28 protein-coding genes and 2 pseudogenes are annotated in these 26,893 nt (G+C 60.2%); 21 read left to right on the top strand and 9 right to left on the bottom strand.

Annotated elements, in window-relative coordinates; translation table 11 throughout:
- Positions 1–141: 141 nt before the first annotated feature.
- The 6 genes and pseudogenes from ALFI_RS13805 (at position 142) to ALFI_RS13830 (ending at position 4,319) form a co-directional block, all read left to right on the top strand.
- Complete coding sequence (locus ALFI_RS13805) at positions 142–882, top strand: hypothetical protein (protein ID WP_014776266.1); 741 nt, start codon at positions 142–144, stop codon at positions 880–882.
- Positions 883–2,091 carry a sigma-54 interaction domain-containing protein gene (locus ALFI_RS13810; protein ID WP_009596552.1) on the top strand — a complete coding sequence of 403 codons (1,209 nt, stop codon included), beginning with the start codon at positions 883–885 and terminating at the stop codon, positions 2,089–2,091. It begins immediately after the preceding gene.
- Positions 2,092–2,169: 78 nt separating this feature from the next.
- Positions 2,170–2,679, top strand: a complete 510-nt coding sequence (locus ALFI_RS13815; protein WP_009596529.1) for an LptE family protein — start codon at positions 2,170–2,172, stop codon at positions 2,677–2,679.
- Positions 2,680–2,691: 12 nt separating this feature from the next.
- On the top strand, positions 2,692–3,180 hold the full coding sequence (locus tag ALFI_RS13820) for a hypothetical protein (RefSeq protein ID WP_009596612.1): 489 nt from the start codon (positions 2,692–2,694) through the stop codon (positions 3,178–3,180).
- An 11-nt stretch (positions 3,181–3,191) separates the two neighbouring features.
- Positions 3,192–3,557 (top strand): preprotein translocase subunit SecG, encoded by a 366-nt coding sequence (gene secG, locus ALFI_RS13825; RefSeq protein WP_009596569.1) that lies wholly within the window; start codon positions 3,192–3,194, stop codon positions 3,555–3,557.
- Between the two features lie 186 nt (positions 3,558–3,743).
- Positions 3,744–4,319 (top strand): annotated as a pseudogene (locus tag ALFI_RS13830) (YdeI/OmpD-associated family protein).
- Between the two features lie 124 nt (positions 4,320–4,443).
- Here ALFI_RS13830 and ALFI_RS13835 read toward each other — a convergent pair.
- The 3 genes from ALFI_RS13835 to ALFI_RS13845 all read right to left on the bottom strand — a co-directional run bounded on the left by ALFI_RS13835 (position 4,444) and on the right by ALFI_RS13845 (position 6,896).
- On the bottom strand, positions 4,444–4,974 hold the full coding sequence (locus ALFI_RS13835; protein ID WP_014776267.1) for a GNAT family N-acetyltransferase: 531 nt from the start codon (positions 4,972–4,974) through the stop codon (positions 4,444–4,446).
- Positions 4,975–5,297: 323 nt separating this feature from the next.
- Positions 5,298–6,098, bottom strand: coding sequence for a diadenylate cyclase CdaA (gene cdaA / locus ALFI_RS13840; RefSeq protein ID WP_009596597.1), 801 nt, complete (start codon positions 6,096–6,098; stop codon positions 5,298–5,300).
- A gap of 213 nt (positions 6,099–6,311) precedes the next feature.
- Entirely contained in the window at positions 6,312–6,896 is a 585-nt protein-coding gene (locus ALFI_RS13845) for an OmpH/Skp family outer membrane protein (protein ID WP_009596572.1), read from the bottom strand.
- Positions 6,897–6,994: 98 nt separating this feature from the next.
- Between ALFI_RS13845 and ruvA the strand changes: the two genes are divergently transcribed.
- The 6 genes from ruvA (at position 6,995) to dnaK (ending at position 13,368) form a co-directional block, all read left to right on the top strand.
- On the top strand, positions 6,995–7,579 hold the full coding sequence (gene ruvA, locus ALFI_RS13850) for a Holliday junction branch migration protein RuvA (RefSeq protein ID WP_009596600.1): 585 nt from the start codon (positions 6,995–6,997) through the stop codon (positions 7,577–7,579).
- 105 nt (positions 7,580–7,684) lie between these two features.
- On the top strand, positions 7,685–7,828 hold the full coding sequence (locus ALFI_RS17190) for a hypothetical protein (protein ID WP_009596561.1): 144 nt from the start codon (positions 7,685–7,687) through the stop codon (positions 7,826–7,828).
- A 115-nt stretch (positions 7,829–7,943) separates the two neighbouring features.
- A complete protein-coding gene (locus ALFI_RS13855; protein ID WP_014776269.1) occupies positions 7,944–8,570 on the top strand; it encodes an FKBP-type peptidyl-prolyl cis-trans isomerase in 627 nt (208 codons plus the stop codon).
- Between the two features lie 16 nt (positions 8,571–8,586).
- A complete protein-coding gene (locus ALFI_RS13860; RefSeq protein WP_014776270.1) occupies positions 8,587–10,176 on the top strand; it encodes a hypothetical protein in 1,590 nt (529 codons plus the stop codon).
- 172 nt (positions 10,177–10,348) lie between these two features.
- Positions 10,349–10,591 carry a hypothetical protein gene (locus ALFI_RS13865; RefSeq protein ID WP_014776271.1) on the top strand — a complete coding sequence of 81 codons (243 nt, stop codon included), beginning with the start codon at positions 10,349–10,351 and terminating at the stop codon, positions 10,589–10,591.
- Between the two features lie 857 nt (positions 10,592–11,448).
- Positions 11,449–13,368 carry a molecular chaperone DnaK gene (gene dnaK / locus ALFI_RS13875; protein WP_014776273.1) on the top strand — a complete coding sequence of 640 codons (1,920 nt, stop codon included), beginning with the start codon at positions 11,449–11,451 and terminating at the stop codon, positions 13,366–13,368.
- Between the two features lie 87 nt (positions 13,369–13,455).
- Here the strand turns inward: dnaK and ALFI_RS13880 are convergent, their stop codons facing one another.
- From ALFI_RS13880 to ALFI_RS13895, 4 genes and pseudogenes are all read right to left on the bottom strand, one after another.
- A complete protein-coding gene (locus ALFI_RS13880) occupies positions 13,456–14,760 on the bottom strand; it encodes an alpha-L-fucosidase (RefSeq protein WP_014776274.1) in 1,305 nt (434 codons plus the stop codon).
- 133 nt (positions 14,761–14,893) lie between these two features.
- A complete protein-coding gene (locus tag ALFI_RS13885) occupies positions 14,894–15,301 on the bottom strand; it encodes a hypothetical protein (RefSeq protein ID WP_009596615.1) in 408 nt (135 codons plus the stop codon).
- Positions 15,292–15,714, bottom strand: a complete 423-nt coding sequence (locus tag ALFI_RS13890; RefSeq protein WP_022043890.1) for a carboxypeptidase-like regulatory domain-containing protein — start codon at positions 15,712–15,714, stop codon at positions 15,292–15,294. Before ALFI_RS13890 ends, ALFI_RS13885 begins: the two co-directional genes overlap by 10 nt.
- An 18-nt stretch (positions 15,715–15,732) precedes the next feature.
- Positions 15,733–16,649: pseudogene (locus ALFI_RS13895) on the bottom strand (DMT family transporter).
- A gap of 147 nt (positions 16,650–16,796) precedes the next feature.
- On the opposite strand from ALFI_RS13895, the gene secDF reads away from it, so the two are divergent.
- The 9 genes from secDF (at position 16,797) to ALFI_RS13940 (ending at position 25,541) form a co-directional block, all read left to right on the top strand.
- Complete coding sequence (secDF, locus tag ALFI_RS13900; protein WP_014776275.1) at positions 16,797–19,823, top strand: protein translocase subunit SecDF; 3,027 nt, start codon at positions 16,797–16,799, stop codon at positions 19,821–19,823.
- A 91-nt stretch (positions 19,824–19,914) separates the two neighbouring features.
- Complete coding sequence (locus ALFI_RS13905; RefSeq protein ID WP_039939635.1) at positions 19,915–20,313, top strand: hypothetical protein; 399 nt, start codon at positions 19,915–19,917, stop codon at positions 20,311–20,313.
- A complete protein-coding gene (coaE, locus tag ALFI_RS13910; RefSeq protein WP_014776277.1) occupies positions 20,313–20,903 on the top strand; it encodes a dephospho-CoA kinase in 591 nt (196 codons plus the stop codon). The genes ALFI_RS13905 and coaE overlap by 1 nt, the downstream gene beginning before the upstream one ends.
- Positions 20,884–21,723, top strand: coding sequence for a dihydropteroate synthase (gene folP, locus ALFI_RS13915; protein ID WP_014776278.1), 840 nt, complete (start codon positions 20,884–20,886; stop codon positions 21,721–21,723). The genes coaE and folP overlap by 20 nt, the downstream gene beginning before the upstream one ends.
- A gap of 13 nt (positions 21,724–21,736) precedes the next feature.
- A complete protein-coding gene (locus tag ALFI_RS13920; protein ID WP_014776279.1) occupies positions 21,737–22,387 on the top strand; it encodes an ABC transporter ATP-binding protein in 651 nt (216 codons plus the stop codon).
- Positions 22,387–23,172 carry a TIGR02757 family protein gene (locus ALFI_RS13925; protein ID WP_014776280.1) on the top strand — a complete coding sequence of 262 codons (786 nt, stop codon included), beginning with the start codon at positions 22,387–22,389 and terminating at the stop codon, positions 23,170–23,172. Before ALFI_RS13920 ends, ALFI_RS13925 begins: the two co-directional genes overlap by 1 nt.
- Positions 23,173–23,174: 2 nt before the next feature.
- Positions 23,175–23,891, top strand: a complete 717-nt coding sequence (locus ALFI_RS13930) for a tRNA1(Val) (adenine(37)-N6)-methyltransferase (RefSeq protein WP_014776281.1) — start codon at positions 23,175–23,177, stop codon at positions 23,889–23,891.
- Positions 23,892–23,943: 52 nt separating this feature from the next.
- On the top strand, positions 23,944–24,837 hold the full coding sequence (locus ALFI_RS13935) for a DUF4831 family protein (protein ID WP_014776282.1): 894 nt from the start codon (positions 23,944–23,946) through the stop codon (positions 24,835–24,837).
- A gap of 8 nt (positions 24,838–24,845) precedes the next feature.
- The gene (locus ALFI_RS13940) at positions 24,846–25,541 is read left to right on the top strand and encodes a DNA alkylation repair protein (RefSeq protein WP_014776283.1); all 696 of its coding nucleotides are present in this window, start codon (positions 24,846–24,848) and stop codon (positions 25,539–25,541) included.
- A 10-nt stretch (positions 25,542–25,551) separates the two neighbouring features.
- Here ALFI_RS13940 and ALFI_RS13945 read toward each other — a convergent pair whose 3' ends face one another.
- Positions 25,552–25,884 carry a thioredoxin family protein gene (locus ALFI_RS13945; RefSeq protein ID WP_009596611.1) on the bottom strand — a complete coding sequence of 111 codons (333 nt, stop codon included), beginning with the start codon at positions 25,882–25,884 and terminating at the stop codon, positions 25,552–25,554.
- Positions 25,885–25,895: 11 nt separating this feature from the next.
- Positions 25,896–26,864 carry an NAD-dependent epimerase/dehydratase family protein gene (locus tag ALFI_RS13950; RefSeq protein WP_014776284.1) on the bottom strand — a complete coding sequence of 323 codons (969 nt, stop codon included), beginning with the start codon at positions 26,862–26,864 and terminating at the stop codon, positions 25,896–25,898.
- Positions 26,865–26,893 lie beyond the last annotated feature (29 nt).

A 26,893-nucleotide genomic window follows, 5' to 3' on the forward strand; every position in this document is an offset into this window, starting at 1 on the left:
TTTCGGGCAATGTAGCTCGCCCGGATTTTCCGAAAAAACGGGATGCAAAGTAGGCGAATATTTTTCGTATAACCAACACTTTGCCGGATTATTTTGAAAAACTCCCCCGAATTTTGGTTTTTTCTTCGAAAAAAGGTACTTTTGCTGCAAATTTCAAGCAAGATTTCAATCGTGTTGATTCGCACCATATCGCAATATCTTGAGTCGCACAAACGGCTCGTCGTTCCCCAGCTTGGGACGTTTATCGTCAAGGAGCCGGGCGTAAGCATCGTTTTCTCGGAACTTCTGAAGCGTGACGACGGGACGCTCCGCCGTCTGCTTATCGACGGGGGGCTGAGCGAACTGGAAGCGGCGGGGGAGATCGACCGCTTCGTCTTCGAGGTGCGCCACGCCGTGGAGCACGGCGCCGAATTCCGGCTCGACGGTTTCGGCGTGATGAGGCCCGGTCCCAACGGCACCATCGCCTTCGCTTTCGAATCCCGCCGTGCGGAGTCCGCATCCGGCGCATCCGGACTTCCCGGTGCGGCCGCGGCGTCCGACGGACAGCCGAAGCCCGCCCGCCGGCCCTACGACGAACCCCGCATTTCGACTTCGGCCAAGATGGCTCCCGATCCTTCGGTGCGCGGCCTGCGCTACGGCAAGCCGCCAAAAAACACCGACGCCTATACTTACGTCGACCGTCCTCCGCGCCGCCGCAAGGCGGACCGCTTCATCTGGATCGCCCTGATCGCCGCGGCCCTCGCCGTCGCGGCCATCGCGTTCGGCTATCTGCGCGAGGCGAAGGACCGGGAGACCGAGATGCAGTACCTCGAACAGCCTGCCGACACCCATACCGCGGCGTCCGGCGATGCGGCACAACCAGAACAACCCATTACGGAATAAATGACGGATATCACCACAGTCAAACAACGCTTCGGCATCATCGGCGCTTCGGAACTTCTGGACCGGGCGCTGGAGGTCGCCGTGCGCGTGGCTCCGACCGACCTGACGGTACTCGTCACGGGCGAAAGCGGCGTGGGCAAGGAGTTTTTCCCGCAGGTCATCCACGCTTACTCGGCCCGCAAACACAATAAATATATAGCCGTCAACTGCGCGGCCATTCCCGAAGGCACGATCGACTCGGAGCTTTTCGGCCACGAGAAAGGCTCCTTCACCGGTGCGCTCGAAGCCCGCAAGGGCTACTTCGAGGAGGCCGACGGGGGAACGATCTTCCTCGACGAGGTCGCCGAACTGCCGCATCCGACGCAGGCGCGCCTGCTGCGCGTGCTGCAGACGGGCGAATTCATCCGCGTCGGTTCGTCGAAGGTCCAGAAGACCGACGTCCGCGTCGTCGCGGCCACGAACATGAATTTGCAGCAGGCCATCGCTTCGGGCCGCTTCCGCGAGGATCTCTATTACCGCCTGAGCACGGTGCCGATCACCGTCCCGGCGCTGCGCGAGCGTCCGCAGGACATTCCGCTGCTGTTCCGCAAATTCGCCGCCGACGTGGCCGTGCAGTACCGCATGCCCGCCGTGACGCTCGATCCCGCGGCGCGCGAGATGCTGATGCATTATTACTGGCGGGGCAATATCCGCCAGCTGAAAAACGTTGCTGAACAGATATCGGCCATCGAGCAGACGCGTCTCATTACGCCCGACGTGCTGGCCAAATACCTGCCGCCGCAGGGCGGGGGCGCTCCCGTCATGATGGGCGGGGCGCCGGTCGACGATGCGATGTCCACCGAACGCGAACTGCTCTACAAGGTGCTTTTCGACATGCGCGCCGACATCAACGACCTGAAGCGGATGATGTCCGAGCTGCTGCACAACCCCTGTCAGGAGCCGGTCCGCGACGTCAAGGCGCTGCTGTCGACCACGGCGCAAAGCTCCGCGCCCGTCTATGCAGCAGGCTCGGTTCCGGTCTTCGCCGAGAGCGAGGAGGTGACCGACGAGCCGCCGCGCGAGATGACCAAGGCTGACATGCAGCGCGAGCAGATCATCCGCGCCCTGCGCCGCAACAACGGCCGCCGCCGCGAAGCCGCCGCCGAGCTGTTCATGTCCGAGCGCACGCTCTACCGCAAGATCAAGGAGCTGGGCATCGAAGAGAACTGACGGCCCTCCCCGGATCGTCCGGCGGAGTGCACTGAAAATAACCGGTTCCGAACCGGAGTAAAACGATAGAATTTCGGCATGAAGATAAAATTCGCAATCACGGCCCTTTGCGCCGCCCTGCTGACGGGCTGCGGCGTGGCCATCAAATATTCGCTTTCGGGTGCTTCGATTCCGCCCGACGCCAAGACCTTCAGCGTGGCCTATTTCCCCAACAACGCCACGATGGTCGCGCCGATCCTCAGTTCGACGCTCACCGATGCGCTGGTCGACATGTTCACCCGCCGTACCCGCCTGATGCAGGTCGAGGAGGGCGGCGACTTCGCCTTCGAGGGCGAGATCACCAACTACATGTCGGCGACCTCGTCGGTTTCGACCGACGACTACGCGGTGCTCAACCGCCTTTCGATCACCGTCAAGGTGCGCTTCACGAATGCGCTCGACGAAAAAATGTCGTTCAACCGGACGTTCACGGCTTTCGAGGATTACGAATCCACGCGGCTGCTCTCCGAGGTCGAGGGCGAGCTGATCCCCCAGATCGTCGATAAACTGGTTACGGATATTTTTCAGGCTTCGGCCTCCAACTGGTAAAACCTGCGCGGCATGACGGATTTCAGACAATACCTCGCATCGCCCGCCACCGCGGAGCGCCCTTCCGCCGGGGAGCTGGACGCCCTCGCGGCGCGTTACGAATGGTTCGCTCCGGTCCGTATCGCACGGGAGATCGTAACCGGGATATGCGATCCGCGGCTGGCCGTCACGGCCCCGTGGCGGGCGCAGAGTTCGCTGCTGCGCCGACCGATCGACGCGGAGGCCGTCCTGCGGCTTTCGTCGGACGACATCATCGACCGCTTTCTGCAGGAGGACGACCTGCGCATCGTCGCGGCCGACGGCGAACCGGAGGAGGAGGTCCGCACGGCCGCCGAGCTGGACGACGACGACGAGGTCGTGAGCGAAGAGCTGGCCGAAATCTATCTCGCGCAGGGGCTTTGTGACAAAGCAATAGCGATTTATCGCAAATTAAGTTTGCTAAATCCCGAAAAAAGTGTTTACTTTGCCGAGCTAATTGGCAAATTGGAAAACAATAATTAAAATTCAACGATATGTTATACACGATTTGCATTGCCCTGATACTCATCGCGAGCGTATTGATCATCCTTGCGGTATTGGTGCAGAACCCCAAGAGCGGCATGGCCGCCAACTTCGGCGCGTCGAACCAAGTGATGGGCGTGCGCGAGACTTCGGACTTTTTGGAGAAATTCACGTGGACGATGGCCATTGCTATCGTCGTGCTGAGTCTGGTCGCTACGCTGGCTATGGACAAAGGCCTTGTCGCCGAGAGCAACAGCGAGATTTCGAAGGACGTTAAGGCGCTTCAGGAGCGCGTTATCGAGTCGGAAACTCCTGCCACGATGCCGCAGGCCGAGATTCCCGCCGCCGAAGTTCCCGCCGAGCAGTCGGCCGAATAGGGGCTGGGTTTCAGCCGGACAGTGCCGGCCGCGAGGAACGGGGTTCCCGGCCGATGCGGGTGCTGTCTGATATTTTACAAGCCGTGGATTTTCCACGGCTTTTCGTTTTTCCCGTATTCGGTCGTACGTCCTGCGCCGAAGTATTGTCGGGTGCAGGACAATCGCTCGAATCCAAAATCGGTTATTATGACAACGGAAAGTGGAATAAAGTATTTTGAAAACCGCGAGGAGTGGCGGAGATGGCTGACTGACAATTTCGATACGGCCCGTGAGATATGGTTCGTGTTTCCGCATAAGTCGTCCGGTAAGAAAAGCATCGTATATAATGATGCGGTTGAAGAAGCCCTTTGTTTCGATTGGATCGACAGCACGATAAGACCCCTCGACGCAGAGCATAAAATTCAGCGTTTCACCCCCAGAAATCCCAAAAGTCCTTACTCGCAAGCCAATAAGGAAAGACTTAAATGGCTCATGGACAATGGAATGATACACCCGAAATTCGAGGAGAAGATACAGAAGGTGCTTTCCGTCCCTTTTGTATTTCCGGACGATATCATCGACCGGCTGAAAGAAGATCGAACGGTCTAGAGAAACTACTGCCGTTTTCCGGAAACCTATAAACGCATCCGAATTGCCTATATCGAAGCTGCGAGGTCGCGTCCCGAAGAGTTCGGGAAGCGGCTGAACCACTTCATTTGCAAGACGAAGGAAAATAAGACGATACGGGGATTCGGCGGAATTGAAAAATACTATTCGAAATAAAATTCCGGTGCATGGCCGGACGGGCTGCCCGCTCTTGCGGCTGCCTGTTGAGCCAGCCATCCGGCCGCTTCCGGTTTTCTGCTTCCGGTTCTTCGTTTCTGTTTTTTCCGCTCTATTCTTTCTTCTATTTCTCCGTTCCGATCAGGTAGAGCACATGCCGTCGCAGGGGATGGCCTTCGGGCAGGGCGGGGTGGTCGAACTCGCACAAAAGCTCCATGCCGAGCTTCTGCATGACCCGCTGCGAGCGCAGGTTCGTGACGGTCGTGAAGGCTACCAGTTCTTCGATGCCCAGCTTTGCGGCGAGCGCTACGCAGGCCTGCGCCGCTTCCGTCGCATAACCCTGATCCCAGAACTCGGCCCGCAGGCGCCAACCGATTTCGATTTTATCCTTCATGCCCGTAAACGTTACGCGGTGCAGCCCCGTATAACCGAGCAGCTCGCCGTCCTCGCGCCGCTCGACGGCGTACAGGCCGAATCCCTCGGTCGAGAACTCCTCGCGTATGCGTTCCATGAATTCCGCCGACTGCTCCGGCGCCAGCGGTGCCGGAAAGTACTCCATCACGCGCGGGTCGGCGTTCATGGCCGTAAATGTTCCGAGGTCTTCTTCCCGCCATGCGCGCAGCACGAGCCGGGGTGTAGGTGCTGGAAAAATCATTTCGCAAATTCTGTTTTGAATTGGTGGATGTAGATACCGTATTCCGAATGCCGTTCGGATCTCGGCTTCGCATCGCAGCCGGTTCCGCCGCCGTGTGTTTTCCGGAACCGGATCGGCTGCTTCCGATTGCAGTTGTCTGCCGGGCGTTTGCCGCTCCCGGCCGCGGACATTTGTCCGCCTCTTTTTTTATTCGGTCGGGACTTCTGTCCTGCCGTTTTTCGTTTTGTCGGGAGCCGTCCGCTCTTCAACAGCGTCCGGATTCAGCCGGCCCGGTCGTCCGCTCTTCTGCGGCCCGGAGGAAACAGCCCTCCCTTTCTGCGGCCCTACTCGGCCACCTCTTTTTTCGAACGCTTGCGGGTGTTGATCGTCAGATAGCGTTGCAGGGTCTGCTGCAACCGTACCGGATCGATGTCACGGCGCAGTTCGCCGCTCTGTGCGATCGAAATGCCGCCCGTCTCTTCGGAAACGACGATGATGATGGCGTCCGAAATCTCGCTCATGCCGATCGCGGCGCGGTGGCGCGTGCCGTACGATTTGGGAACGTCGCTCTGCGTTACGGGCAGGATGCACTTCGCGGCCACGATGCGGTCGCCTTCGATGATTGCGGCGCCGTCGTGCAGCGGGGCGTTCTTGAAGAAGATATTGCGGATCAGCGGCGTCGAAACCTTTGCGTCGAGTGCGATGCCGCCCTCGGCGATCAGCCGCAGGTCGCTCTGCTGTCCGATGACGATCAGCGCGCCGGTTTTCGTCTCCGACATCTCGCGGCAGGCCGTGACGATCGGCACGACGTTGGTCTGCACCGCATCGTCGCCCGTCGAGAAGATGCGGGTGATGAAGTTGAAATGTTTCTGGCGCATGCCGATCATCTGCAGGAAACGCCGCAGTTCGGGCTGGAAGACGATGATCAGCGCAATGGCTCCGACCGAAATCAGCTGTCCCAGAATTGTGGAGAGCAGTTCCATGTTGAGCGTCCGCACGACGACCCATAGCAGGTAGATGGCGATGATGCCTGAGAGAATATAGGGCGCGTTGGTGCCTTTGGTCATGCGGTAGATCCAGTACATGATCACGGCGACCAGAATGATGTCTATGAAATCGACGAATGTGAACGGAACGAAACCCATTGCGTGTGCGTTGCTTTTTAGTTTTCCTGCAAATGTATAAAAAAATACGGACTTTTCCTCGGTCGGGCCTCAATAAGTCGTGCCGATGTGCTGCCGGCCTGCCGGTCGCCGCAGCCCGGCAGGCATGTTTCGGCGGTTCCCCACGCAGGCGCGTCCACGAAAAAAGCCGTCCCGCAGGGGACGGCTCTTATTCATGCAGCGGAACCGGATTGCTTATTTCTTCTCGGCTTTCTGGTCGGCCGCATACAGCTCGTTTACCTTCGCCAGCACGGCGGGGGTGATGTTGAGCGTCGTGTCGGCGTCGATAAGGGCCGTCGAGTTGATGATCAGCTTGTACTTCTTGCCGGCGTTGATATCCTGCACGGCGCGGTGCAGCAGATCCTGCGCCCGGTTGGTGAATACGAAGTTCTCTTCGTCGAGCGCCTGCGCCTCTTTCTGCGCCGAGGACTGGTAGGCGGCCACGCGCTTTTCGATGCTCTGCTGCTGGGCCTGCGCGTCGTTGGTCGTAATCAGTCCCTTCTGATACTTCTCCTGTAACTGGGCGGCTTCGGACTGAAGGTTCTGCTCCTTCTGCGCCCAGCTCTTCTGCGCCTTCTGGGTCTTCTCCTGCAGGGCCTTGCCTTCGTTCAGGAAAAGATCGCACTGAGCCAGCACGGCTTCCACCTGTACATAGGCGATGTCGCTTGAGCCGATTTCGCGGGTCGCCTCTTCTGCGGCGGCCGCCGTCTCAGTGGTTTTCGTACCGCAGGCCGTCATGGCGCAAGCCGCAACAAGCGCCGTAAAAAGCATTTTTTTCATGTCGTTTTTTATCGGGTTTAGTTAAATATTCCGCTTTTGAATCACAAAGGTAAAAAAAAATCTTTATTTTTGCCCCACGCCTTGTAAATTTTGACTCCATGTATGAATACATCAGCGGTCCGGTGGCCGAAGTCGCTCCCGCATACGCAGTTATAGATGCCGGCGGGGTAGGTTATTACCTCCATATCTCGCTTGAAACGTTTTCGGCCATCGAGCACACCGAGACGGCCCGTCTGTACGTCCATTACGTCGTGCGCGAGGACGCGCAGCTGCTCTACGGTTTCGCGACCAAAACCGAGCGCGAACTCTTCCGCCATCTGATCAGCGTGTCGGGCGTCGGCGGCAATACCGCCCGGATGATCCTTTCGACCTATTCGCCGCGCGAATTGCAGGGCATCATCACTTCGGGCAACGCCGTGCTGCTGAAAAACGTCAAGGGGCTGGGGCTGAAAACCGCCCAGAAAATCATCGTCGAGCTGAGCGGCAAGCTCACCGGACTGGGCGACGCCGACGCCGCTCTTCCGGCTGCCGGCAACGGCGAAAAGCTCGAAGAGGCGCTCGCGGCGCTGGTCATGCTCGGCTTTGCCAAAACTGCCGCCGAGAAGGCTCTTCGCGGCATTCTGCGCGAAAATCCGGGGGCTTCGGTCGAGGATTTGGTGCGAATGGGCTTAAAAAGCCTATGAAAAGTCTTTTTTCATCAACGAAATCGAATAATTCCCCCCCCCGTTTGTTTGGTTTGGTAAGATATTTGCTATACCTTCGCACCCGTTACTTGATATTATTGATTTATGGAAGAACAAATCCCTCTTGGCTTTATCGGTATCCTGCTAGGGGTGTTCGCCTTTGCCTTCCTGATCGGTGTAGGCGTCATATATCTGAAGCAACGGCGAATTCAACGTCTCAAAAATCCCCGGAAAGACTATTATCGGTAGCATAATCGACGGCTTCGGCCGTCTTTTTTTTGCCCCGGCATGCTAACCGGGGCTTTTTTTGCGTTTCATGCTGTAAAATCGGATTGTTTTTGTAAATTTGCACGATTATACGACGATGAGCAGAGTTTTCATATCCATATTCGCGGCGCTGGTGCTGCTGGCCGGATGCTCCGACGAGGAGGACATCCTGCCCACGCAGAAGACGAAGATCGTCTCCTACCTGACCGGCACCCATTCGCCCAAGCTCGTGGCCTATGAGGAGCTGGAGGAGGGGAGCGACGAGCCTTACTTCACCACTTCGGGCAACGCGGTCTACCGCTACATCGCGGGGATCAACAACCCCGACCGCGTGAACTGGACCGAGGTGACGCGCACCTCGAAGGTGACCGTCACTTTCAGCGCCTACGTCTTCACCTTTGCCAATATCGTGACGCCCGCGACGTCCACCACCAACCTTACGGTGCCCTATTATTCGAACGATCCGGTGCTGATCGCGGCGATGGAAGATCCCGAAAACGGTCCCGGTCTGACGCCGGGCGCGTGGTCGTCCGAACCGCTGGAGATAGATATGCGCGGTTCCGGCATAATAAAAGGGCTTTACGAAGCGTTACTTGGTTGTCGTGAGGGCGACTATGTCGAATCCTACATGACCTACAATATGGCTTACGGCGACATCAACTTCAGTACGATCCCGAAGGAGAGTCCCGTCGCTTATTTTTTTACGGTAAACAGTGTCGAGTAAAATACAAACCGAAAATATGAAATTTATTACCCGTTTTTTATGCGTGCCGGTTGCCGGCCTTCTGGCGCTGACATCCTGTGCGAAAGACGAAGACGAATCGTACGTTCAGTTCGAGAATCAGGCGCTCGAAGCGTGGATGACCCAGCACCGTCCCGATCTGGTGAAGAACTACCAGCCCGACGGCGGTTATTATATCGACGTACTCGATGCCGGGGAGCCGGATAAAGATCCGCTCAACAAGGAGCCGATCTGGGTGTCGTTCGACTTCACGGGGCGCGATCTGGCCGGCAATATTATCCTCACACGCAGTGCATCCGACGCCAAGCTGACGGGCGCTTTTTCCAAGTATACCCATTATGTGCCGTTTTACCGCTATTGCGGCACCGAAAATACGGGACTGATGGAGGGCACGTGGCTGGCCATGCGCAACACGCTGAAACTCGACCAGGAGTATTTCGACAAGTATAAAAACGATCCCGAGCGCCGTCTCACCTCTACCGAGCTGCAGCTCCGCATCGGCTCCAAGATACAGCTTTACATGCCCTCTACCGTCGTCGGCAACGGCGTCGAGGGTACGGGAGGCTATGAAGGGCAGGGTTCTCCGAGCAAATATACGCTGAGCGCCAACCGTCCGTTCATTGTCACGATGGAGATCCGCGATACGGTCAGCAACCCCCTCGAACGCGAGGGTAAAAACGTGGACGAATTCAGCGACGGCAACGGCGGCCGGCTGGTCTACGGCAAGGAAGCCGACGAAAAGACGCAAACCGTCGTTCGTCCGACCGATCCCGAAGACCCGAACCACGCCTATGTGACCGACAAACGCTGGGTCAGCGCCTGCGATACCATTCCGCAGCTCTATGTGAACGTGCGCTATGATCCGACGCAGGCCGCAGACCGGCTGGATTATCCGGCTCCGTACCACTCGGGATACGAACCCTATGTGACCGAAGAGTCCGTAAAAACGATCGATGAGAAGATCGCCGAAGCGCTGAAAAAGCGTTTCTATCCTGACGACGACGATAAATACGAAGGCGTCGTGAAGCTCGACGCCGATTCGGTGACGCTCGAAGGTACAGCCAAAATCTGGTATATCGGGCGTTTCCTCGACGGCTTTATCTTCGATACGAATATCGACGAGGTGAAGAAGATCATTTACGGCGAGGTCAAATCCGCCGGTTCGGCGCTCTCCTATAAGCCGTCGGAAAGAAAGATGATCGAAGCCTTCCACTACACGATTCCCAACCTCAAGTACGGCCAGTGGGCCGAGCTGATCACCACTTCGACCAACGCCTATGGCTCGTCGGGCAAGACCGGATCGACCAGCTCCTCCACGTCGGGCACGAGCGGTTATTCGTCGAGCTATTACGATTACCTGAACTACCTGAATTACGCCAACAGCTATTACGGCAGCGGCGGCTATTACGGCGGTTACTACAATAACTATTACGGCGGTTACGGCGGCTACTACGGCGGTTATTACGGCGACATGTACGGCAGCGACTACAACAGCTCCAGCACGGGAACTACGGTCAAGACCATCAATACCGAGATTCCCTCGTTCACGCCGCTTATTTTCCAGCTTTACATCGAGCCGAAGGAGTAATCCGGCGCCGGATACGAAAACTGAAACCGCACTTTCCGTCGGGAAAGTGCGGTTTCTTTTTTATTATCTCCCCGTTTCGTTTTTATTACACATTTTTAAGGCAGAAATTTTGCAGTTCACCAAAAATGTATTAACTTAGTGATGCAGAACTTCAACTTAAAATTCAACTGATATGATTATCACATTTAACGAGTTGCGCCGTATCAAGGACAGACTGCCCAGCGGCAGCTCGCAGCGCATTGCAGATGAGTTAGGAATCGATGTAGACACCGTCCGCAACTATTTCGGAGGCAAGCACGAGGCGAAAGAATGCGTGGGTGTCCACTTCGAGTCGGGGCCGGACGGAGGCGTGGTTACGCTGGACGATACGACGATTCTCGACGTTGCGATGCGTATTCTGGGCGAGCAGAAATAAATATTGTATGCCGGCCTTCGGGCCGTGTCGTCGGGCCTGCGGTTGCGCAGGCCTGTTTTTTTTGCCGCCTGACTCCGCTGTCCTGTCTGTCTTCGTTGCATCGCTCTTTGCGCTGTCTTCCTTCCTGTCTTACGTTTTCCTCTTGCCGGCCCGTAGCTCCCTCTGCCCGTAGCTCCCTCTGCCCGTAGCTCCCTCTGCCCGTAGCTCCCTCTGCCCGTAGCTCTCTCTGCCGGCAGCTCGCCAGCTTTGTCGGTCCGTCCTCCGGCGTCTGTATTCCGTCTGGTTTTTCTTCCGCCATTCCTTACTTCTTTCGCCCGCCGTCCATCGCCGTCCATCGCCGTCCATCGCCGTCCATCGCCGTCCATCGCCGTCCATCGCCGTCCATCCCCTCGCCGCCTGTTGTCCGTCGCCCGTTGCGCCGTCCATCGTCCAGCGCTTGCCGTTTGTTGTCCGTCGCCTGTACCCCGTCGCCCGCCGCCGCACCTCTTTCCGTTGCCGTTCGGTCCGGACCACGGCTTTTGTATCCGCGGAATCCCGGCCTGCATGTCTGCGGGAGCTGCTTGCCGTGTCGTTCCGCAGCGGTTCCGTCGGTCTGCCTTTCCTCGAAAAAGCCTCCGCCTTCCGCAGCTTGGTCGCCGCGCCGTTTCTGACAAAATAACACCTTGCGTCCTGCTTTCCGGGGCGATATTCCCGGCCCGGTCTGCCATTCTGCTGACAATTTGGCAGAGATTGCCGTTTGGTACAACCTTTGTTCAAATTCAGGACGTGACCGGCGCTCCGGACCCGCAGGGCGGAAGAACTCCGGCGGCACGGACAGAAAACGGAAAAAATATAAACAATTAAACTCATATACGATTATGGCAAAGATTATTGGTATCGACTTAGGAACTACTAACTCCTGCGTGGCAGTGATGGAAGGCAGCGAGCCTGTCGTTATTCCCAACTCCGAAGGACACCGCACGACTCCGTCGGTAGTGGCTTTCGCGGCGGACGGCGAGCGCAAGGTGGGCGACCCCGCCAAGCGTCAGGCTATCACCAACCCCAAACGCACGGTCTTCTCGATCAAGCGTTTCATGGGCGAGCGTTACGATCAGGTGGCCTCCGACATCGCACGCGCTCCGTATGAAATCGTCAAGGGCGACAACAATACGCCCCGCGTCGATATCGACGGACGTCAGTACACGCCGCAGGAGATTTCGGCGATCATCCTTCAGAAGATGAAGAAGACTGCCGAGGATTACCTCGGACAGGAGGTTTCGGAAGCCGTCATCACGGTTCCTGCCTACTTCTCCGACTCGCAGCGTCAGGCCACCAAGGAGGCGGGCGAAATCGCAGGTCTGAAGGTGCGCCGTATCATCAACGAGCCGACCGCTGCCGCACTGGCTTACGGTATGGACAAGAAGAACAGCGACATGAAGATCGCCGTGTACGACCTCGGCGGCGGTACGTTCGATATTTCGATCCTCGAACTTGGCGACGGCGTCTTCGAGGTGAAGTCCACCAACGGCGATACGCACCTCGGCGGCGACGACTTCGACCACGTGCTGATCGACTATATGGCCGAGGCGTTCAAGGCCGAGCACCAGATCGACTTGCGTCAGGACCCGATGGCCCTCCAGCGTCTGAAGGAGGCCGCCGAGAAGGCGAAGATCGAGCTCTCGTCCTCGACGACGACGGAGATCAACCTCCCGTATATCATGCCCGTAAACGGCATTCCGCAGCACCTCGTGATGTCGCTCACGCGTGCCAAGTTCGAGCAGCTCTGCGATCACCTGATCCGCAAGACCATCGAACCCTGCAAACTGGCGCTGCGCGACGCGGGGCTCGACGCTTCGCAGATCAACGAGGTGATCCTCGTGGGCGGTTCGACCCGTATTCCCGCGATCCAGAAGATCGTGGAGGAGTTCTTCGGCAGGACGCCCAACAAGAGCGTGAACCCCGACGAAGTGGTGGCCATCGGCGCCGCAATTCAGGGCGGTGTGCTCACGGGCGAGGTCAAGGACGTGCTGCTGCTCGACGTTACGCCGCTGTCGCTGGGTATCGAGACGCTGGGCGGCGTGATGACCAAGCTCATCGACGCCAACACCACCATCCCGACCCGCAAGTCGGAGGTCTTCTCGACGGCTGCCGACAACCAGCCTTCGGTCGAGATCAACGTTTGTCAGGGCGAGCGTCCGCTGGCCCGCGACAACAAGTCGATCGGCCGCTTCCACTTGGACGGCATTCCCGCCGCACCGCGCGGCGTGCCGCAGATCGAGGTGACGTTCGACATCGATGCTAACGGCATCCTGAACGTATCGGCCAAGGACAAGGGTACGGGCAAGGAGCAGAAGATCCGCATCGAGGCCTCTTCGGGCCTTACCGAGCAGGAGATCCAGCGCATGCGCGACGAGGCGAAGGCCAACGAAGCGAAGGACAAGGAGGAGAAGGAGCGTATCGACAAGATCAACGCCGCCGACTCAAACATCTTTGCGACCGAGAAACAGCTCAAGGAGTACGGCGACAAACTTCCTGCCGACAAGAAATCGGCGATCGAGGGGGCTTTGGCCAAGCTGAAGGAGGCTCACAAGAACGCCGACGTCGCGGCTATCGACACGGCTATCGCTGAACTGAATGCCGCATGGCAGGCCGCTTCGCAGGACATCTACGCCCAGCAGCAGGCGCAGGGCGCCCAGCCCGGAGCCGATGCCGGCCAGCAGTCGCAGGCTAACGCCGGCAATGCGTCGAACGGTGACAGCTCGCAGCCTGAGGACGTCGAGTTCGAGGAGGTGAAGTAATTCCGAAGTGTTCCGAACACTTCAGCCGTAAGGCTCACATATATTTTTCGAGATGCGGTCCGGATTTCCGGACCGCATCTTTTTTTGCTATTTTCCGACTGTCAGTTCCACGATGCAGTCCGCTCCCGCAGGCTTTTCGCCCAAGCGCAGCGTCACGCCCGCCTTGTCCTGCGAGAAGGCGACCGCGCGTTTGTCGGCGAAGCGTACCGCCTGCCGGATGCGTTCGTCTCTGACGGGCACGAACAGCTCTTCGTCGGGCCAGTCGAGAATGTGTACGTAGATTTTGTCGCCGCGGCGCGTGGTCACGCCCCAGCTGCGCGGGCTTACGGGTCCCGCCTGCGTGCCGTAGATGGTTTCGCCGTTCGCGCGCAGCCAGCGTCCCATGCTGTCGAGCCGTTCGAGAGCCGCCGCGGGCAGCGCGCCGTCGGGCTGGGGACCGATGTTGAGCAGCAGGTTCGCGCCGCGTCCTGCGGCCCCTGCGAGATAGCGCACGAGCGTCTGCGCCGATTTGTAATTTTGGTCGGTGATCTTGTATCCCCACATGCCGTTCATCGTCTGGCACGTTTCGAGCGGCAGGCGGCTGATCTCCTGCCCCGAATATCCGGCCGTGTTCTCTCCCGGCAGGTCGCGTTCGAACGCCTGCGCGTCTTCGCCTTCGAACGGTGCGAGATGGTGGTTGTTGATGATCAGGCATCCGGGCTGCAATTTGTGTATCAGCCCGTAGAGTTCGCCCAGCCGCCAGTCGAAACCGGGATTCTCGTCCTGATCCCAGATGCCGTCGAACCAGATGGCGCCCACGTCGCCGTATTGTGTCAGCAGTTCGGTGAGCTGCGCCTTCATGAAGCCGAAATAGGCGTCGGCGTCCTCCTTTTCGGCCGGGCGGCCCGTGCCGAGTCCCGTCCGGCCGCGCGGGGCGTCTTCGCGCCACCAGTCGATCAGCGAGTAGTAGAAGTGGACGCGCAGTCCGCGGCGGTGACACGCGTCGGCCAGCTCCTTCACCGCGTCGCGGGCGAAAGGCGTGGCATCGACGATGTTGTAGGGCGTCTGCGCCGTGCGGAACATCGAGAATCCGTCGTGATGGCGCGTCGTGAAGCAGACGTAGCGCGCTCCCGCTTGGCGGAAAGCCTCGGCCCATGCGTCCGCGTCGAATTTCGAGGGATAGAATCCTCCCGCGAGCTTTTCGTACTCCCGGTAGTAGAGGTTGTGGTTGGTCATCGCCCATTCGCCCTGCGCGAGCATGGCGTAAAGCCCCCAGTGGAGGAATATGCCGAACCGGCAGTCGGCGAATTGGCTGCGCGACAGGAGGTTTTCCGGGGCCGGGCGGTAGCCGGCCTGTGCGAAGGCGCCCGTGGCGATCACGAGGGCGCAGAAGGAGGTGAAGAGTCGGGTCATGGTGACGGTCGGGTTTGGTGATACGGACAAATTTAGCAAATAATTTGCAATCCGCACAATGCCGCCGCCGTCGGATGACCGGAACGAAGGGCCGGACGCTCCGCCGCAGGGACGGAGACGGTGGCGGGGTTTTCTATTCCGGCTCCACCAGCACGTCGACGCTCAGCCCGACCCCGGCCTTGCGCATCTTCCACGGCGCCTGACTCGTGTCGCGGGTGTAGGTGCGCGCGAGCAGCCGGGCGCGAATCCAGTATTTCGCCCCCGCCGGCATGTGTGTCAGGTTCTCGACCGAGATCAGGAAGTCGCCTCTTACGAATATCTCGTAGGGCCGCAGGTCTACGGTCGTCGTCTTGTCGGCCTCCGACGCCGGAACCGAGAAATAGACCGGTTCCGCGAGCAGGTTTTTGCGGATACGGTCGCCCCGCATGGCGTAGACGTTTATGCGCATGTGGAGCGTGTCCACGCCCTTGCATCCCGCCAGATTGAGCCGCACCCGCTGCAACTCACCCCGGAGCTCTCCGAGCTTGCATTTCACGCCCATCTCGCCGCCTTCCTGCCCGGCGCGGAACGCCGCGCTGAAACGGTTTTGCTGCCGATGCTGCGGCCGAAGGTATAGCGTTTGCGGGGAATATGGGTTATCACGGGGCTCAGCGGTGTCTGGGGCTGCTCCTGCAGCCGTATCTCCAGCGGCCGTGCGTCGTGTCCGGCGGCCGGAATCTCCCGTGCGGCATACCCGATGCAGGATATGCGCAGCGTGTCCCGGACGCTCAGGTCGGGAATGCGGAGCGTAAACGAGCCGTCCCGTTCGGATACGGTTCCCGCGGGGCGGTTCTTGAGTCCTATGTTGGCGTAGGGGACCGGTCGGGCGTCCGCTCCGACGATGCGTCCGGAGAGTGTTTGCGCCTGTATCGGCAGGGCCGCGAATGCGGCGCAGACGAGTAGGAATTTCAGCATGCTGACTTTGCGGGTTTATCACGGAACGTCGGGCCGTGGGATTTTATTGCCCGATGCGGGCCGCCGTTCCGCCCGCCACATGCCGTAGAGGATCAGGGCCGCTCCGGCGAGGCCGCCGCGGTGATCCGTTCGCCGATGCAGAGCGCGGCCGTGACGATCGTGACCAATGGGTTGAAATAGATATAGTTCGTGGTTCTTACGGCTCCGAGCCGGTGCATGGCGGCGTTCCACAGGATGTAGCAGAGCATCGACGCGATGATGCCCAGAAACAGCAGGTTGCCCCACACCGCGGGACGCGCCAGTACCTCCGCGCCGACCGAGAAGGGCTGGAAGGCGAATACCGGAAGAATCGTCAGCAGTCCGTAGAAGAAGACCTTGCGGGTGATGAAAACGGCGGGGTAGCGCCCTCCGATGCGTTTGACCGCCAGCGAATAGACCATCTACAGCAGCGCCGCGGACAGGGCCAGCAGATCGCCTTTGGGCGAGAGGTGCAGCACGAAACGGTCGTTGAGAACCACCAGCACCATGCCCGCGAACGCCAGCGCCGATCCCCCGATCTGCCGCCGCGTCATCCGCTCGCCGCGGTATGCGAGGCTCAGCAGCAGCGCGGTCCATACCGGCGCCGTGCAGACGATCAGCGACACGTTCGACGCCGGGGCGTATTCCTGCGCCATGTTTTCGGTCAGGAAATAGAACGATCCGCCCGTCACCCCGGCCGCGGCCAGCAGCGCTTCGTCGCGCCATCCGTCGGCCCGCAGGCGGCCTTTCGACAGGGGCCAGATGCAGACGTAGGCCAAGGCGAAACGCAGCAGGAATATCTCCGCAGGCGTCAGCGAATGGGCGATCAGCACCTTCGTCGATACGAACGTCGCGCCCCATACCGCCACGGTGAACAGCGCCGCTGCATGGTACTTGTATTCGGTATATTTTATCATACGGTCCCAAAAATACAGATTTTTTGCCGTCCGGGCGCAAATCTTAATTCTTAATTTCCGATTTTCAATTCTTTTTTCCTATCTTTGCGTGCTATTGTGCGTAATGACAATAATTACAACAAATAATAACAAAATTTTTCAACTCAAATGCAAAGTAAAGGTGCTATTAAATTACTCGCGGTCCTTTTGGCTCTTGCGTGTATTTACCAGCTCTCCTTCACGTTCAAAACGCGGAGTGTAGAGAAAAAAGCGGCCGAGTACGCCGCGCAGTTCCCCGTCGGACAGCAGTCCGAGGCGGAGCAGCATTACCTCGATTCGGTCCAGAATGTCGGGGTCTATAACCTCGGATTCAAGAAATTCACCTACAAGGAGTGCAAGGAGAAGGAGCTGAACCTCGGTCTGGACCTCAAGGGCGGTATGAACGTCATGCTGGAAGTGCAGGTCGAGGACGTCATCAAGGCGCTTGCCGGCGACAGCCAGAACGACCCCGCATTCGTCGAAGCCATCGCCGAGGCGAACGCCGCGCTGAAGGAGGGCACCTCGAAAGACTATATCTCCGACTTCGTGAAGGCTTACCAGCGTCTCTCCAACGGCGGTTCGCTGGCTGCGGTTTTCGTCAGCCCCGACCGTAAGGACATCACGCTCGAAAGCTCCGACGCCGACGTCGAGAAGATCCTCAAACGCGAGACCGACGCCGCCATCGCCGCGTCGTTCAACGTGCTCCGCAGCCGTATCGACCACTTCGGCGTCACGCAGCCCAACATCATGCGCCTGCCCAACTCGCACCGCATCCTCGTCGAGCTGCCGGGCGTGAAGGAGCCGCAGCGTGTGCGCGACCTGCTGCAGGGTACCGCCTCGCTCGAATTCTGGCTGACCTACGACGCCCGCGAGGTGCTTCCCGCACTGGCCGCCGCCGATAAGTTCATCAAGGCCGAGCTGAGCGAAGCTCCCGCCGCCCAAGAGCCCGAAGTCGCTTCCGTCGAAGCCGCTGCCGCCGCCGGGACTCCCGCAGGCGAAGCCGAGGGCCTTCTCGCCGAGATCGGCTCCGACACCACGGCTGTTGCCGAAGCCGAGCACACCGACCGTTACGACCGTGCGAAGAACCCGCTCTTCGCGGTTCTCGATCCCGGTTTTGCGGGCGGCGCCGCCATCGGTGCGGCCTACAAGGCCGACATGGCTGCCGTAAACGAATATCTGGCCAATCCTGCGGTCCGCGAACTCTTCCCCGCCGACATCGCCTTCAAGTGGGGCGTCAAGGGCGACGACAAGATCGACGGCCGCTTCTACCTCTATGCGATCCGCATCTCGACGCCCGACGGTAAGGCTCCGCTTGACGGCAGCGTCGTGACCGAAGCCCGCGAGCAGTACGCCCAGCGCGGCGCCAACGCCGTGGTTTCGATGTCGATGAACGGCGAAGGCACGCAGGAGTGGGCGCGTCTGACGGGCGAGAACATCGGCAAGTGCATCGCCATCGTTCTCGACGGCTACGTCTACTCGGCTCCCCGCGTGAACACCAAGATCGACAAGGGTTCTTCCGAAATTTCGGGCGACTTCACCATTCAGGAAGCCAAGGACCTCGCCAACGTGCTCAATTCGGGTAAGGTTCCCGCGCCCGCCAAAATCATTCAGGACACCGTCGTAGGTCCCTCGCTGGGACAGGAGTCGATCAATGCGGGTATGCTCTCGTTCCTGATCGCCTTCATCCTCGTCCTGCTCTACATGGGTCTGTTCTACAAGACCGCAGGCTGGATGTCCGACATCGCCCTGCTTACCAACGTCTTCCTGCTGATGGGTGTTCTGGTGTCGTTCGGCGCCGTGCTGACCCTGCCGGGTATCGCCGGTATCGTGCTGACGATGGGTATGGCCGTCGATGCCAACGTCATCATCTACGAACGTATCAAGGAGGAGCTTCGCGGCGGCAAGGGCCTTTCGCTGGCTATCAAGGACGGTTTCTCGAAAGCCTACTCGGCCATCATCGACGGTAACCTGACGACCATCATCACCGGTATCGTCCTCTTCATCTTCGGCAACGGTCCCGTGCAGGGCTTTGCCACGACCCTCATCATCGGTATCATCACTTCGTTCTTCAGCGCCGTGTTCATCACCCGTCTCTTGATCGAGTGGATCGTCGCCAAATGGGGCAATATCTCCTTCTCGCGCAAGTGGTCCGAGAACTTCCTGACCAATACGCATTTCGACTTCATCCGCGTCCGCAAGCTCGCCTACACCGTCGCGGTCGCCCTGCTCGCGCTGTCGTGCATCTCGTTCGTCGCCCGCGGTCTGAACCTCGGCGCCGAGTTCACCGGCGGCCGTGCCTACGTCATCCGCTTCGACAAGCCCGTTTCGGCCGAGGAGGTTCGTCAGAATCTGGGTCAGGTCTTCGCGCAGCACGCCGACGCCGACGCTTCGGCGATCAGCTTCGAGGTCAAGCAGTACGGCAACGAGAACCAGATGCGCATCGTGACGCAGTACCGTTACGACGATACGTCGGACGAAGCTACGGCCGAAGTCGAGCAGATCATCTACGACGCCATGAAGTCGCTCTACTCCTACGACATTTCGTTCGAGCAGTTCCGCAATACCCAGACCGACGTCAACGGTATCCTGACGGCCGACAAGATCGGTCCCTCGATCGCCAAGGACATGACGTGGAACGCCATCTACTCGGTGTTGTTCTCGCTCATCGCCATCGGTCTCTACATCACCTTCCGCTTCAAGCGCTGGCAGTGGGCTTCGGGCGCCACGATCGCCCTCGCGGTCAACGCCCTGTTCATCATCGGTCTCTTCTCGATGCTCTACGGCTTCGTGCCCTTCAACCTCGAAGTCAATCAGGCCTTCATCGCCGCGATCCTTACGATCATCGGTTACGCCATCAACGATACCGTGGTGGTCTTCGACCGTATCCGCGAATATCTGGGCATGTATCCCAAGCGCAACCTCAAGGAGAACGTGAACAACGCCATCAACTCGACGCTGTCGCGTACGATCAACACTTCGGGCACGACGCTCGTGACGCTGCTGGCGATCTTCTTCTTCGGCGGCGAGACCATCCGCGGCTTCATCTTCGCGCTGACCGTCGGCGTTATCGTGGGTACCGTCGCGACGATCTTCATCGCCACCCCGATCGCCTACGACCTGATGTCCAAACGCGCCAAATTCGACAAGGAGGCGTAATACACCTTATATCTATTCGAATAAAATGGACTGCACGGTTTGTTGCAGTCCATTTTATTTTTACCTTTGCATCATGGAACTTCAACGCACAATGGATAATTTGCTGAAATGGATGCACCGCTACGTCTCGCCGGTCTTTCTTGCGCTGCTCGTCGCGTCGTTCATTTTGTGGTATATCGCCAAACTGAGCTATACCTATACCACCGAGCAGGTCGTGCGTGTGAGTGTGGACGGGGAGCCTTTCGAGGTGACGTGCGTCGTCGAGGGCGTCGGCACCAACCTGTTCGGCTACCGGGTCTACATGAACAAGACACTGCGCATCCCGCTCTCGGAACTCAAATACAAGCGTTCGCGCGAGGAGGGGCACGAGGGCAAGGTGGTGATCGACCCCCAGTCGTTGCAGAGCGCCATTTCGGTACGCTACAGCGATATCAAGGTGGTCTCCATCGGCGCTGTTCCCGAACTGGATTATCCCGAAGAGAAACCATGATGAAAATCGGAGTAACGGGCGGCATCGGCAGCGGCAAGAGCACTGTATGCCGCCTTTTTGCACAAAAGGGCATTGCGGTTTACGATTCCGACGCCGCGGCCAAACGACTCATGCAGCAGGACGACACGCTGCGTATGCGGCTCACCGAACGTTTCGGAGCCGACACCTTCCGCGACGGACAGCTCGACCGGAGCCGCCTCGCAGGCGTTGTCTTCAGCGATCCGCAGGCGCTCGCCGACCTCAATGCGCTGGTGCATCCCGTCGTGATGGCGGATTTCGATGCGTGGGCCGCCCGGCAGGAGGGGCCTTACGTGATTCTCGAAAGCGCGATCCTGTTCGAAGCCGGTCTCGAAACGTGCGTCGACAAGACCGTCGCGGTCCTCGCGCCGCGCGAACTGCGCATCGAGCGCACCTGCCGCCGCGACGACTGCGGTCCCGATGAGGTAGGCCGCCGCATCGCCGCCCAGCTGGACGACGATACGCTGAGCGGCCGTGCCGACTACGCGATCGTCAATATCTTCGAGGAGGACCTCGAACCCGCCGTTGTCAAACTCGACCGCATATTCAGCCATGAAGCAGCACGACATTGATCTCGACCTCTCCCGGCCGCAGGTGATGGCGATCCTGAACGTCACCCCCGACTCGTTCTTCGCCGGCAGCCGCATGCCCGACGCGACGCATGTCGAACGCCGCGTGAAGGAGGCCGCCGCCGAAGGCGCCTCGATCATCGACGTGGGGGGCTATTCGTCGCGCCCCGGCGCCGACGAAGTCCCTGCCGACGAGGAGTGGCGGCGCGTGGAGCTGGGCATCGGGGCCGTGCGGCGTCTGGCGCCCGGCGTCCTGATTTCGGTCGATACCTTCCGCAGCGAAGTCGCCGCCCGTGCGATCGAAAAATTCGGTCCGCTCATCATCAACGACATCTCCGCCGGGGAACTCGACCCGCAGATGCCCGCCACGGCTGCGCGCTGCGGCGTGCCCTACGTCGCCATGCACATGAAGGGCGATCCCCGGACCATGCAGACCCTCACCGACTACAAACGCGACATCACGGCCGAGGTCACGGCCTATTTCGAAACGAAGACCGCCGACCTGCTCGCCGCCGGGATCAAACGCGAGAACATTATCCTCGACCCCGGCTTCGGCTTCGCCAAGACCACCGAACAGAATTACGAGCTGCTTGCGGGCCTGCACTGTCTCTGCGCATTGGGGTATCCCGTACTGGCGGGCCTTTCGCGCAAGTCGATGATCTACCGCGTCCTCGACGCCACGCCCGCCGAATCGCTCGCGGGCACCGTCGCCCTCGGCTGGGAGTGCCTGCGTCAGGGGGCCGCGATCCTGCGCGTGCACGATGTGCAGGAGGCCGTCGATACGGTCAGGCTCTTCGACGCATACGAACGGAACCGCAAATAACCATCGCAACCGCATGATAAAAGTTACCGACATACACAAGCGTTTCGGCGACCTCGAAGTGCTCAAGGGCGTCTCGCTCGACGTCGCCGAAGGCGAAGTCGTCTCGATCGTCGGCGCCAGCGGCGCGGGCAAGACTACGCTGCTGCAAATCGTCGGCACGCTTTCGCGCCCCGACGCGGGCCGTGTCGAGATCGACGGACAGGACGCCTTTTCGCTGGGCGACAAGGCGCTGTCCCGCTTCCGCAACGAACGTATCGGCTTCGTCTTCCAGTTCCACCACCTGCTGCCCGAATTCACGGCTTTCGAGAACGTCTGCATTCCGGGGTTTATCGGCCGCCGTCCGCGTGCGGAGGTCGAACGCCGCGCCGCCGAACTGCTGGAGATGATGAACCTCACGCCGCGCCGCGGCCATAAACCCGGCCAGTTGTCGGGCGGCGAGCAGCAGCGCGTGGCTATTGCCCGCGCGCTTGTCAATTCGCCCGCCGTACTGCTGGCCGACGAACCTTCGGGCAACCTCGATTCGCACAACCGCGACGAGATACACCGCCTTTTCTTCGAGCTGCGCGACCGGCTGGGGCAGACCGTCGTGATCGTCACCCACGACGAGCATCTGGCGGCGATGGCCGACCGGAAGATCACCATGTCGGACGGCCGGATTCTGTAATGCCGCGTTTTATGGACGACGAACTGAAAGAGCTGCTCGAACGGCTCCACGACAAATACAACCGCCCTGAGTTTATCGAGGACGACCCGATTTCGGTGCCGCACCGCTATACGGACCGCGCCGACCGCGAGATCGCGGGGTTCCTCGCCGCCACGATCGCGTGGGGCAACCGCAGGGCGATCGTCACGAGCGGCCACCGCATGATGCGCTGCATGGACGACGCTCCGGCGGACTTCGTGCGCAATGCTTCCGACCGGGAGCTGGCGACGCTCGAAACCTATGTCCACCGCACCTTCAACGGCCGCGACCTGCGCGATTTCGTGCTGGCCCTGCGCCGCATGGACCGACGCTTCGGCGGCCTCGGCGTCTTTTTCGAGGAGCGCTATGCGGCCGTGCAGAGTATTCCGGCGGTCCTTTCCGAATTCCGCCGCGAATTTTTCAGCTGCGACCATGCGCTCCGCTGCGAGAAACACCTCTCGTCGATCGACAGGGGCGCGGCCTGCAAGCGGCTTTGCATGTTTCTGCGCTGGATGGTGCGCCGCGACGAGCGGGGCGTGGACTTCGGCCAGTGGACGCGGATTCCGATGTCGGCCCTTTACATTCCGCTCGACCTCCATACGGGCGACATGGCCCGCGCGCTGGGGCTGCTCTCACGCCGCCAGAACGACTGGCGGGCCGTGGAGGAGGTCACGGCGGCGCTTCGCGGATTCGATCCCGCCGATCCCGTGCGCTACGATTTCTCGCTTTTCGGCGCCGGCATCGACGGTTATCTGAAAGAGTGTTGACGATGTTCCGCTTCAAACGATTCACCATACGTCAGGACCGCTGCCCGATGAAGGTCGGAACCGACGGCGTGCTGCTCGGCGCATGGGCCGGCGTGCGGCCTTCGGACCGCCGCATCCTCGACGTCGGTACAGGCACCGGGCTGATCGCCCTGATGATGGCCCAGCGCGCTCCCGAAGCCCGGATTACGGGCGTCGATGTGGAGAAGGTCTCTCAGGCCCGCGAAAACGCCGCCGCGTCGCCGTGGGGCGGCAGGGTGGCGTTCGAACAGTGTCCCGTGCAGGAATTCGCGCCGGACGAACGCTTCGACCTGATCGTCTCCAATCCGCCCTTCTTCGTCGATTCGCTGACCTGCCCCGACGAGGGCCGCACCACGGCGCGTCACGCCGTGCGCCTGCCCTTCGACCAATTGCGCGACGCGGTCGTGCGCCTGCTCGCCGCCGAGGGCCGCTTCGCCGTGATTCTGCCGACGGACGAAGCCCGGCGTTTTGTCGACGTCTGCCGCGGATTCCTCGCGCTGACCCGCTCTACGGGCGTACGCACCACGCCACGCCGTCCGGTCAAACGCCTGCTGATGGAATTTGCGCACGAAAACGCCTGCTCCGGCCTGCGCTCCGATTCTCCTCCTGTCTGCTCCGAACTGGTCGTCGGCACGGGCGAACACGAGCAGTACACCCCCGAATACCGGGCCTTAACCCGTGATTTTTACCTGAAATTTTGATAGCACGGCAAAATAAATTACATTTGTATCAGTGAATAAAAACTTCGAGACCATGAAACTCAGACTTCTCGCCCTCGCCCTCGCCGTATGCGGCGGCGCGGCGGCGCAAAATCCATACATCGCCCTGCAGGGCGCGAACGAAACCGCCGACGGCATCGTCGTCTCCCAGCCTCGCACGGTGCTGGCCGTGGACGTCACCGTCGAGAAGGACGTGACCCTCAGCGGTCCTTACGCCCGTTATGCGCAGAAATTCCTCGGCGTCCGCGCTCCGCTCACCGACAAGACCGGCTGGGCCGTTACCGGAGCCGCCGTGGCTCTGCTCGATGCCAAGGCATGCCTCGACGCACCCGCCCCGGCCGAGCTTTCGCGCCGTGTCATGACCCATGCTGCGTCCGACGACGAATTCGCCCGCCTGCAGGCCGACAAGAACGACATGACGGTGCTGGCGCTGGAAGACGCCGCCCGCGAAGCCGCCAATACGATCTTTTCGCTCCGCAAGCACCGTCTCGAACTGATTACGGGCGAAGCCGGTGAAAACGTCTTCGGCGAAGGACTCAAATCCGCCCTTGCGGAGATCGAACGTCTGGAGCAGAGCTATCTTGAGCTGTTTCTCGGCAAACGCATCGTGACCACCGAAACGCGCCGCTATGTGGTTTATCCTCAGGCCGACAAGAAGCAGTATATCGTCTGCCGCTTCAGCCCGGCCGCAGGTCTGCTCCCTGAGAGCGATCTTTCGGGCGACATGGTGCTGTTGCAGATCGAACCTTCGGGCAACACCTCCAATGCGCTCGAAGCTTCGGCCAAGGAGACCAACGTCGTCGCATGCCGCGTGGCCGATCCTTCGGTCTGCACGGTCATCGCCGGCGGCCGCGAATATGCCCGTGCGGTGCTGCCCCTCTTCGAGTTCGGCCGTACGATCAACGTGGCGCTTCCCCGCCGCAAATAATCCCGTCCATGGACTTCACGTCGCGTATGGTGGCGCTGCTCGGCGAGCTGCGCCGCGAGCGGAACGGCGCCGTCGCCGATGCGATGCGCTGTTACGGCGCACCGTACGGTCTCAACTACGGCGTGAGCCTGCCGACGCTGCGCAAACTCGCGCGCGCCGAGACTCCCGACCACGATTTCGCCCGTTATCTTTATTTGCAGGAGGTCCGCGAACTGCGCCTTGCGGCGCTGCATATCGCCCGGCCCGAATCGCTTACGCCCGATGAATTTCCGGCATGGGCGGCCGGGATCGTCAATTCCGAAGTCGCCGAAGAAGCCGCTTTCGCTTTCCTGAGCCGCTCCGCAGCGCTTCCGGCCTTGTTCGACGCATGGATCGCCGACCCGAATCCGCTGCTTCGATACGCCGCCTTGCACTCCGCCGCCCGCAGCGATCTTCTTACGGCGGCATGGATCGCGCCCGCCGTCGAAGCGGTCCGCCGCGCCGCCGTATGCGCCGCCGAATCCCTCTCCAAGCCTGCCGCCGCTCCGCTTTCCGCATCTTCGGCCGCCCGCCTGATCGCGCAGGGGGCCGTCGCGCTGCTGTCTGCCGTCGGCGGCCTGAACGAGGAGAACCGGCAGGCGGTACTCCGCGCAGCCGGTTCTCTGGGTAAGCTCCCTGCCGAAGACTACGTCCACGAGGAGCTTACTTGGCGTCTGGAAGCATAGCTTCCGCCTGTCAGCGCTGCCCCACCTGCTCGCGCTGTTCCAACTCCCTGAGTACGTTCGCCAGATGGTCGTAGCCGATGCGGCCGCTTTCGCGCCACAGCACCTCGCCGCGGCGGAAAAACATCAGCGTCGGTACCGACATGATGTTGTAGCGGTGTACGATTTCGAGCATGTCCCGGTCGTCTATGTCCACCTTGTAGACATCCACGCGGCCGTTCATCTTCTCCTGAAACCGGTCTATGACGGGGTGCATCATCTGGCACGGCCCGCACCATGTTGCGAAGAAATCCACGAACGTCAGTGCGTCCCGCCAGATAATCTTGTCAAAATCCGTTGCTGTCATATTTGTCGTGTTTAGTTCATTTCCGCCCATGTAAGCTCCGTGTAGACCTTGTCTGTCAACTCTTTTTCTGCATAGCTGATCGTGCGGCGCAGCCCCTCGGCCAGCGGCGTGCGGGGCGTCCAGTCCAGTTCGCGGCGTGCGGCCGAAATGTCGGGTATCCTCCGCCGCGCATCGTCCGGACGTGCCGCCCGGTGTACGATCCGCGAGCGGCTTCCCGTCAGGGAGATGATCTTTTCGGCCAGCGCGCGTATCGAGATTTCGTGGTTGCTGCCCAGATCCAAGGTGTGGGTCTGCTCCGAAGGCGTGGCTTCCATCATCCGTACAAGTCCGTCCACCATGTCCTCGACCCAGCAGAAGGTGCGCATCTGTTCGCCGCTGCCGTTGACCGGGATGTCGCGGTTCTGCAGCGCCGCCACGATCATCTTCATCACCACGCGCTGGTCCATGATGTCGGCCCCGCTTCCGTATGTGTTGAAGATGCGTGCGATGCGTGCGTCCACGCCCAGCTCCTCCTGATAGGCCCGGTGCAAGGCTTCCGCCGCGCGCTTGCCTTCGCTCAGAATGTACTGCCCCGAATATCCCGCCGCTGGATCGGTCGCCGGATCGCGGTATCCCGCGCCGTATACGCAGCCCGACGAGGCGAACAATATCCGCGCATGCTCCATGCGCGCGGTGTCGAGGGCGTTTATCGTGCCCTGCATGTTGATCCGGAGCGTCTCGACGGGCAGCGCCTTGTTGTAGCGCACGCGCGACGACGAAGTGAGGTTGTAAATCTCGTCGCAGCGGATTCCGAATGTATTGATGATGTTGTGGTGGACGTACCGGAACAGCGGATGCTGCAGTACGCTGCGCAGCAGCGGCGAATTCACGGCGTCGCGGATATCGACACAAAACACTTCGTGGCCCTCTTCCAGAAGGCGCAGACAGAGGTGTGTGCCGATAAATCCCACTCCGCCCAATATGACAATTCGCTTTTGCATCTTTTACTCCTTTTTGCAGGAGTACAGAG

Source organism: Alistipes finegoldii DSM 17242, assembly GCF_000265365.1.
Lineage (GTDB): Bacteria > Bacteroidota > Bacteroidia > Bacteroidales > Rikenellaceae > Alistipes > Alistipes finegoldii.

Coding starts and splice junctions, on each gene's coding strand:
- ALFI_RS13950 (WP_014776284.1), bottom strand. CDS start 26,864: ATGCAAAAGCGAATTGTCATATTGGGCGGAGTGGGATTTATCGGCACA.
- ALFI_RS13865 (WP_014776271.1), top strand. CDS start 10,349: ATGATTATCACATTTAACGAGTTGCGCCGTATCAAGGACAGACTGCCC.
- coaE (WP_014776277.1), top strand. CDS start 20,313: ATGAAAATCGGAGTAACGGGCGGCATCGGCAGCGGCAAGAGCACTGTA.
- dnaK (WP_014776273.1), top strand. CDS start 11,449: ATGGCAAAGATTATTGGTATCGACTTAGGAACTACTAACTCCTGCGTG.
- secDF (WP_014776275.1), top strand. CDS start 16,797: ATGCAAAGTAAAGGTGCTATTAAATTACTCGCGGTCCTTTTGGCTCTT.
- ALFI_RS13940 (WP_014776283.1), top strand. CDS start 24,846: ATGGACTTCACGTCGCGTATGGTGGCGCTGCTCGGCGAGCTGCGCCGC.
- cdaA (WP_009596597.1), bottom strand. CDS start 6,098: ATGGGTTTCGTTCCGTTCACATTCGTCGATTTCATAGACATCATTCTG.
- ALFI_RS13815 (WP_009596529.1), top strand. CDS start 2,170: ATGAAGATAAAATTCGCAATCACGGCCCTTTGCGCCGCCCTGCTGACG.
- ALFI_RS13860 (WP_014776270.1), top strand. CDS start 8,587: ATGAAATTTATTACCCGTTTTTTATGCGTGCCGGTTGCCGGCCTTCTG.
- ALFI_RS13935 (WP_014776282.1), top strand. CDS start 23,944: ATGAAACTCAGACTTCTCGCCCTCGCCCTCGCCGTATGCGGCGGCGCG.
- ALFI_RS13855 (WP_014776269.1), top strand. CDS start 7,944: ATGAGCAGAGTTTTCATATCCATATTCGCGGCGCTGGTGCTGCTGGCC.
- ruvA (WP_009596600.1), top strand. CDS start 6,995: ATGTATGAATACATCAGCGGTCCGGTGGCCGAAGTCGCTCCCGCATAC.
- ALFI_RS13905 (WP_039939635.1), top strand. CDS start 19,915: ATGGATAATTTGCTGAAATGGATGCACCGCTACGTCTCGCCGGTCTTT.
- folP (WP_014776278.1), top strand. CDS start 20,884: ATGAAGCAGCACGACATTGATCTCGACCTCTCCCGGCCGCAGGTGATG.
- ALFI_RS13885 (WP_009596615.1), bottom strand. CDS start 15,301: ATGGGCGTGAAATGCAAGCTCGGAGAGCTCCGGGGTGAGTTGCAGCGG.
- ALFI_RS13920 (WP_014776279.1), top strand. CDS start 21,737: ATGATAAAAGTTACCGACATACACAAGCGTTTCGGCGACCTCGAAGTG.
- ALFI_RS13810 (WP_009596552.1), top strand. CDS start 883: ATGACGGATATCACCACAGTCAAACAACGCTTCGGCATCATCGGCGCT.
- ALFI_RS13945 (WP_009596611.1), bottom strand. CDS start 25,884: ATGACAGCAACGGATTTTGACAAGATTATCTGGCGGGACGCACTGACG.
- ALFI_RS13925 (WP_014776280.1), top strand. CDS start 22,387: ATGCCGCGTTTTATGGACGACGAACTGAAAGAGCTGCTCGAACGGCTC.
- ALFI_RS13835 (WP_014776267.1), bottom strand. CDS start 4,974: ATGATTTTTCCAGCACCTACACCCCGGCTCGTGCTGCGCGCATGGCGG.
- ALFI_RS13845 (WP_009596572.1), bottom strand. CDS start 6,896: ATGAAAAAAATGCTTTTTACGGCGCTTGTTGCGGCTTGCGCCATGACG.
- ALFI_RS13890 (WP_022043890.1), bottom strand. CDS start 15,714: ATGCTGAAATTCCTACTCGTCTGCGCCGCATTCGCGGCCCTGCCGATA.
- secG (WP_009596569.1), top strand. CDS start 3,192: ATGTTATACACGATTTGCATTGCCCTGATACTCATCGCGAGCGTATTG.
- ALFI_RS13930 (WP_014776281.1), top strand. CDS start 23,175: ATGTTCCGCTTCAAACGATTCACCATACGTCAGGACCGCTGCCCGATG.
- ALFI_RS13880 (WP_014776274.1), bottom strand. CDS start 14,760: ATGACCCGACTCTTCACCTCCTTCTGCGCCCTCGTGATCGCCACGGGC.
- ALFI_RS17190 (WP_009596561.1), top strand. CDS start 7,685: ATGGAAGAACAAATCCCTCTTGGCTTTATCGGTATCCTGCTAGGGGTG.
- ALFI_RS13820 (WP_009596612.1), top strand. CDS start 2,692: ATGACGGATTTCAGACAATACCTCGCATCGCCCGCCACCGCGGAGCGC.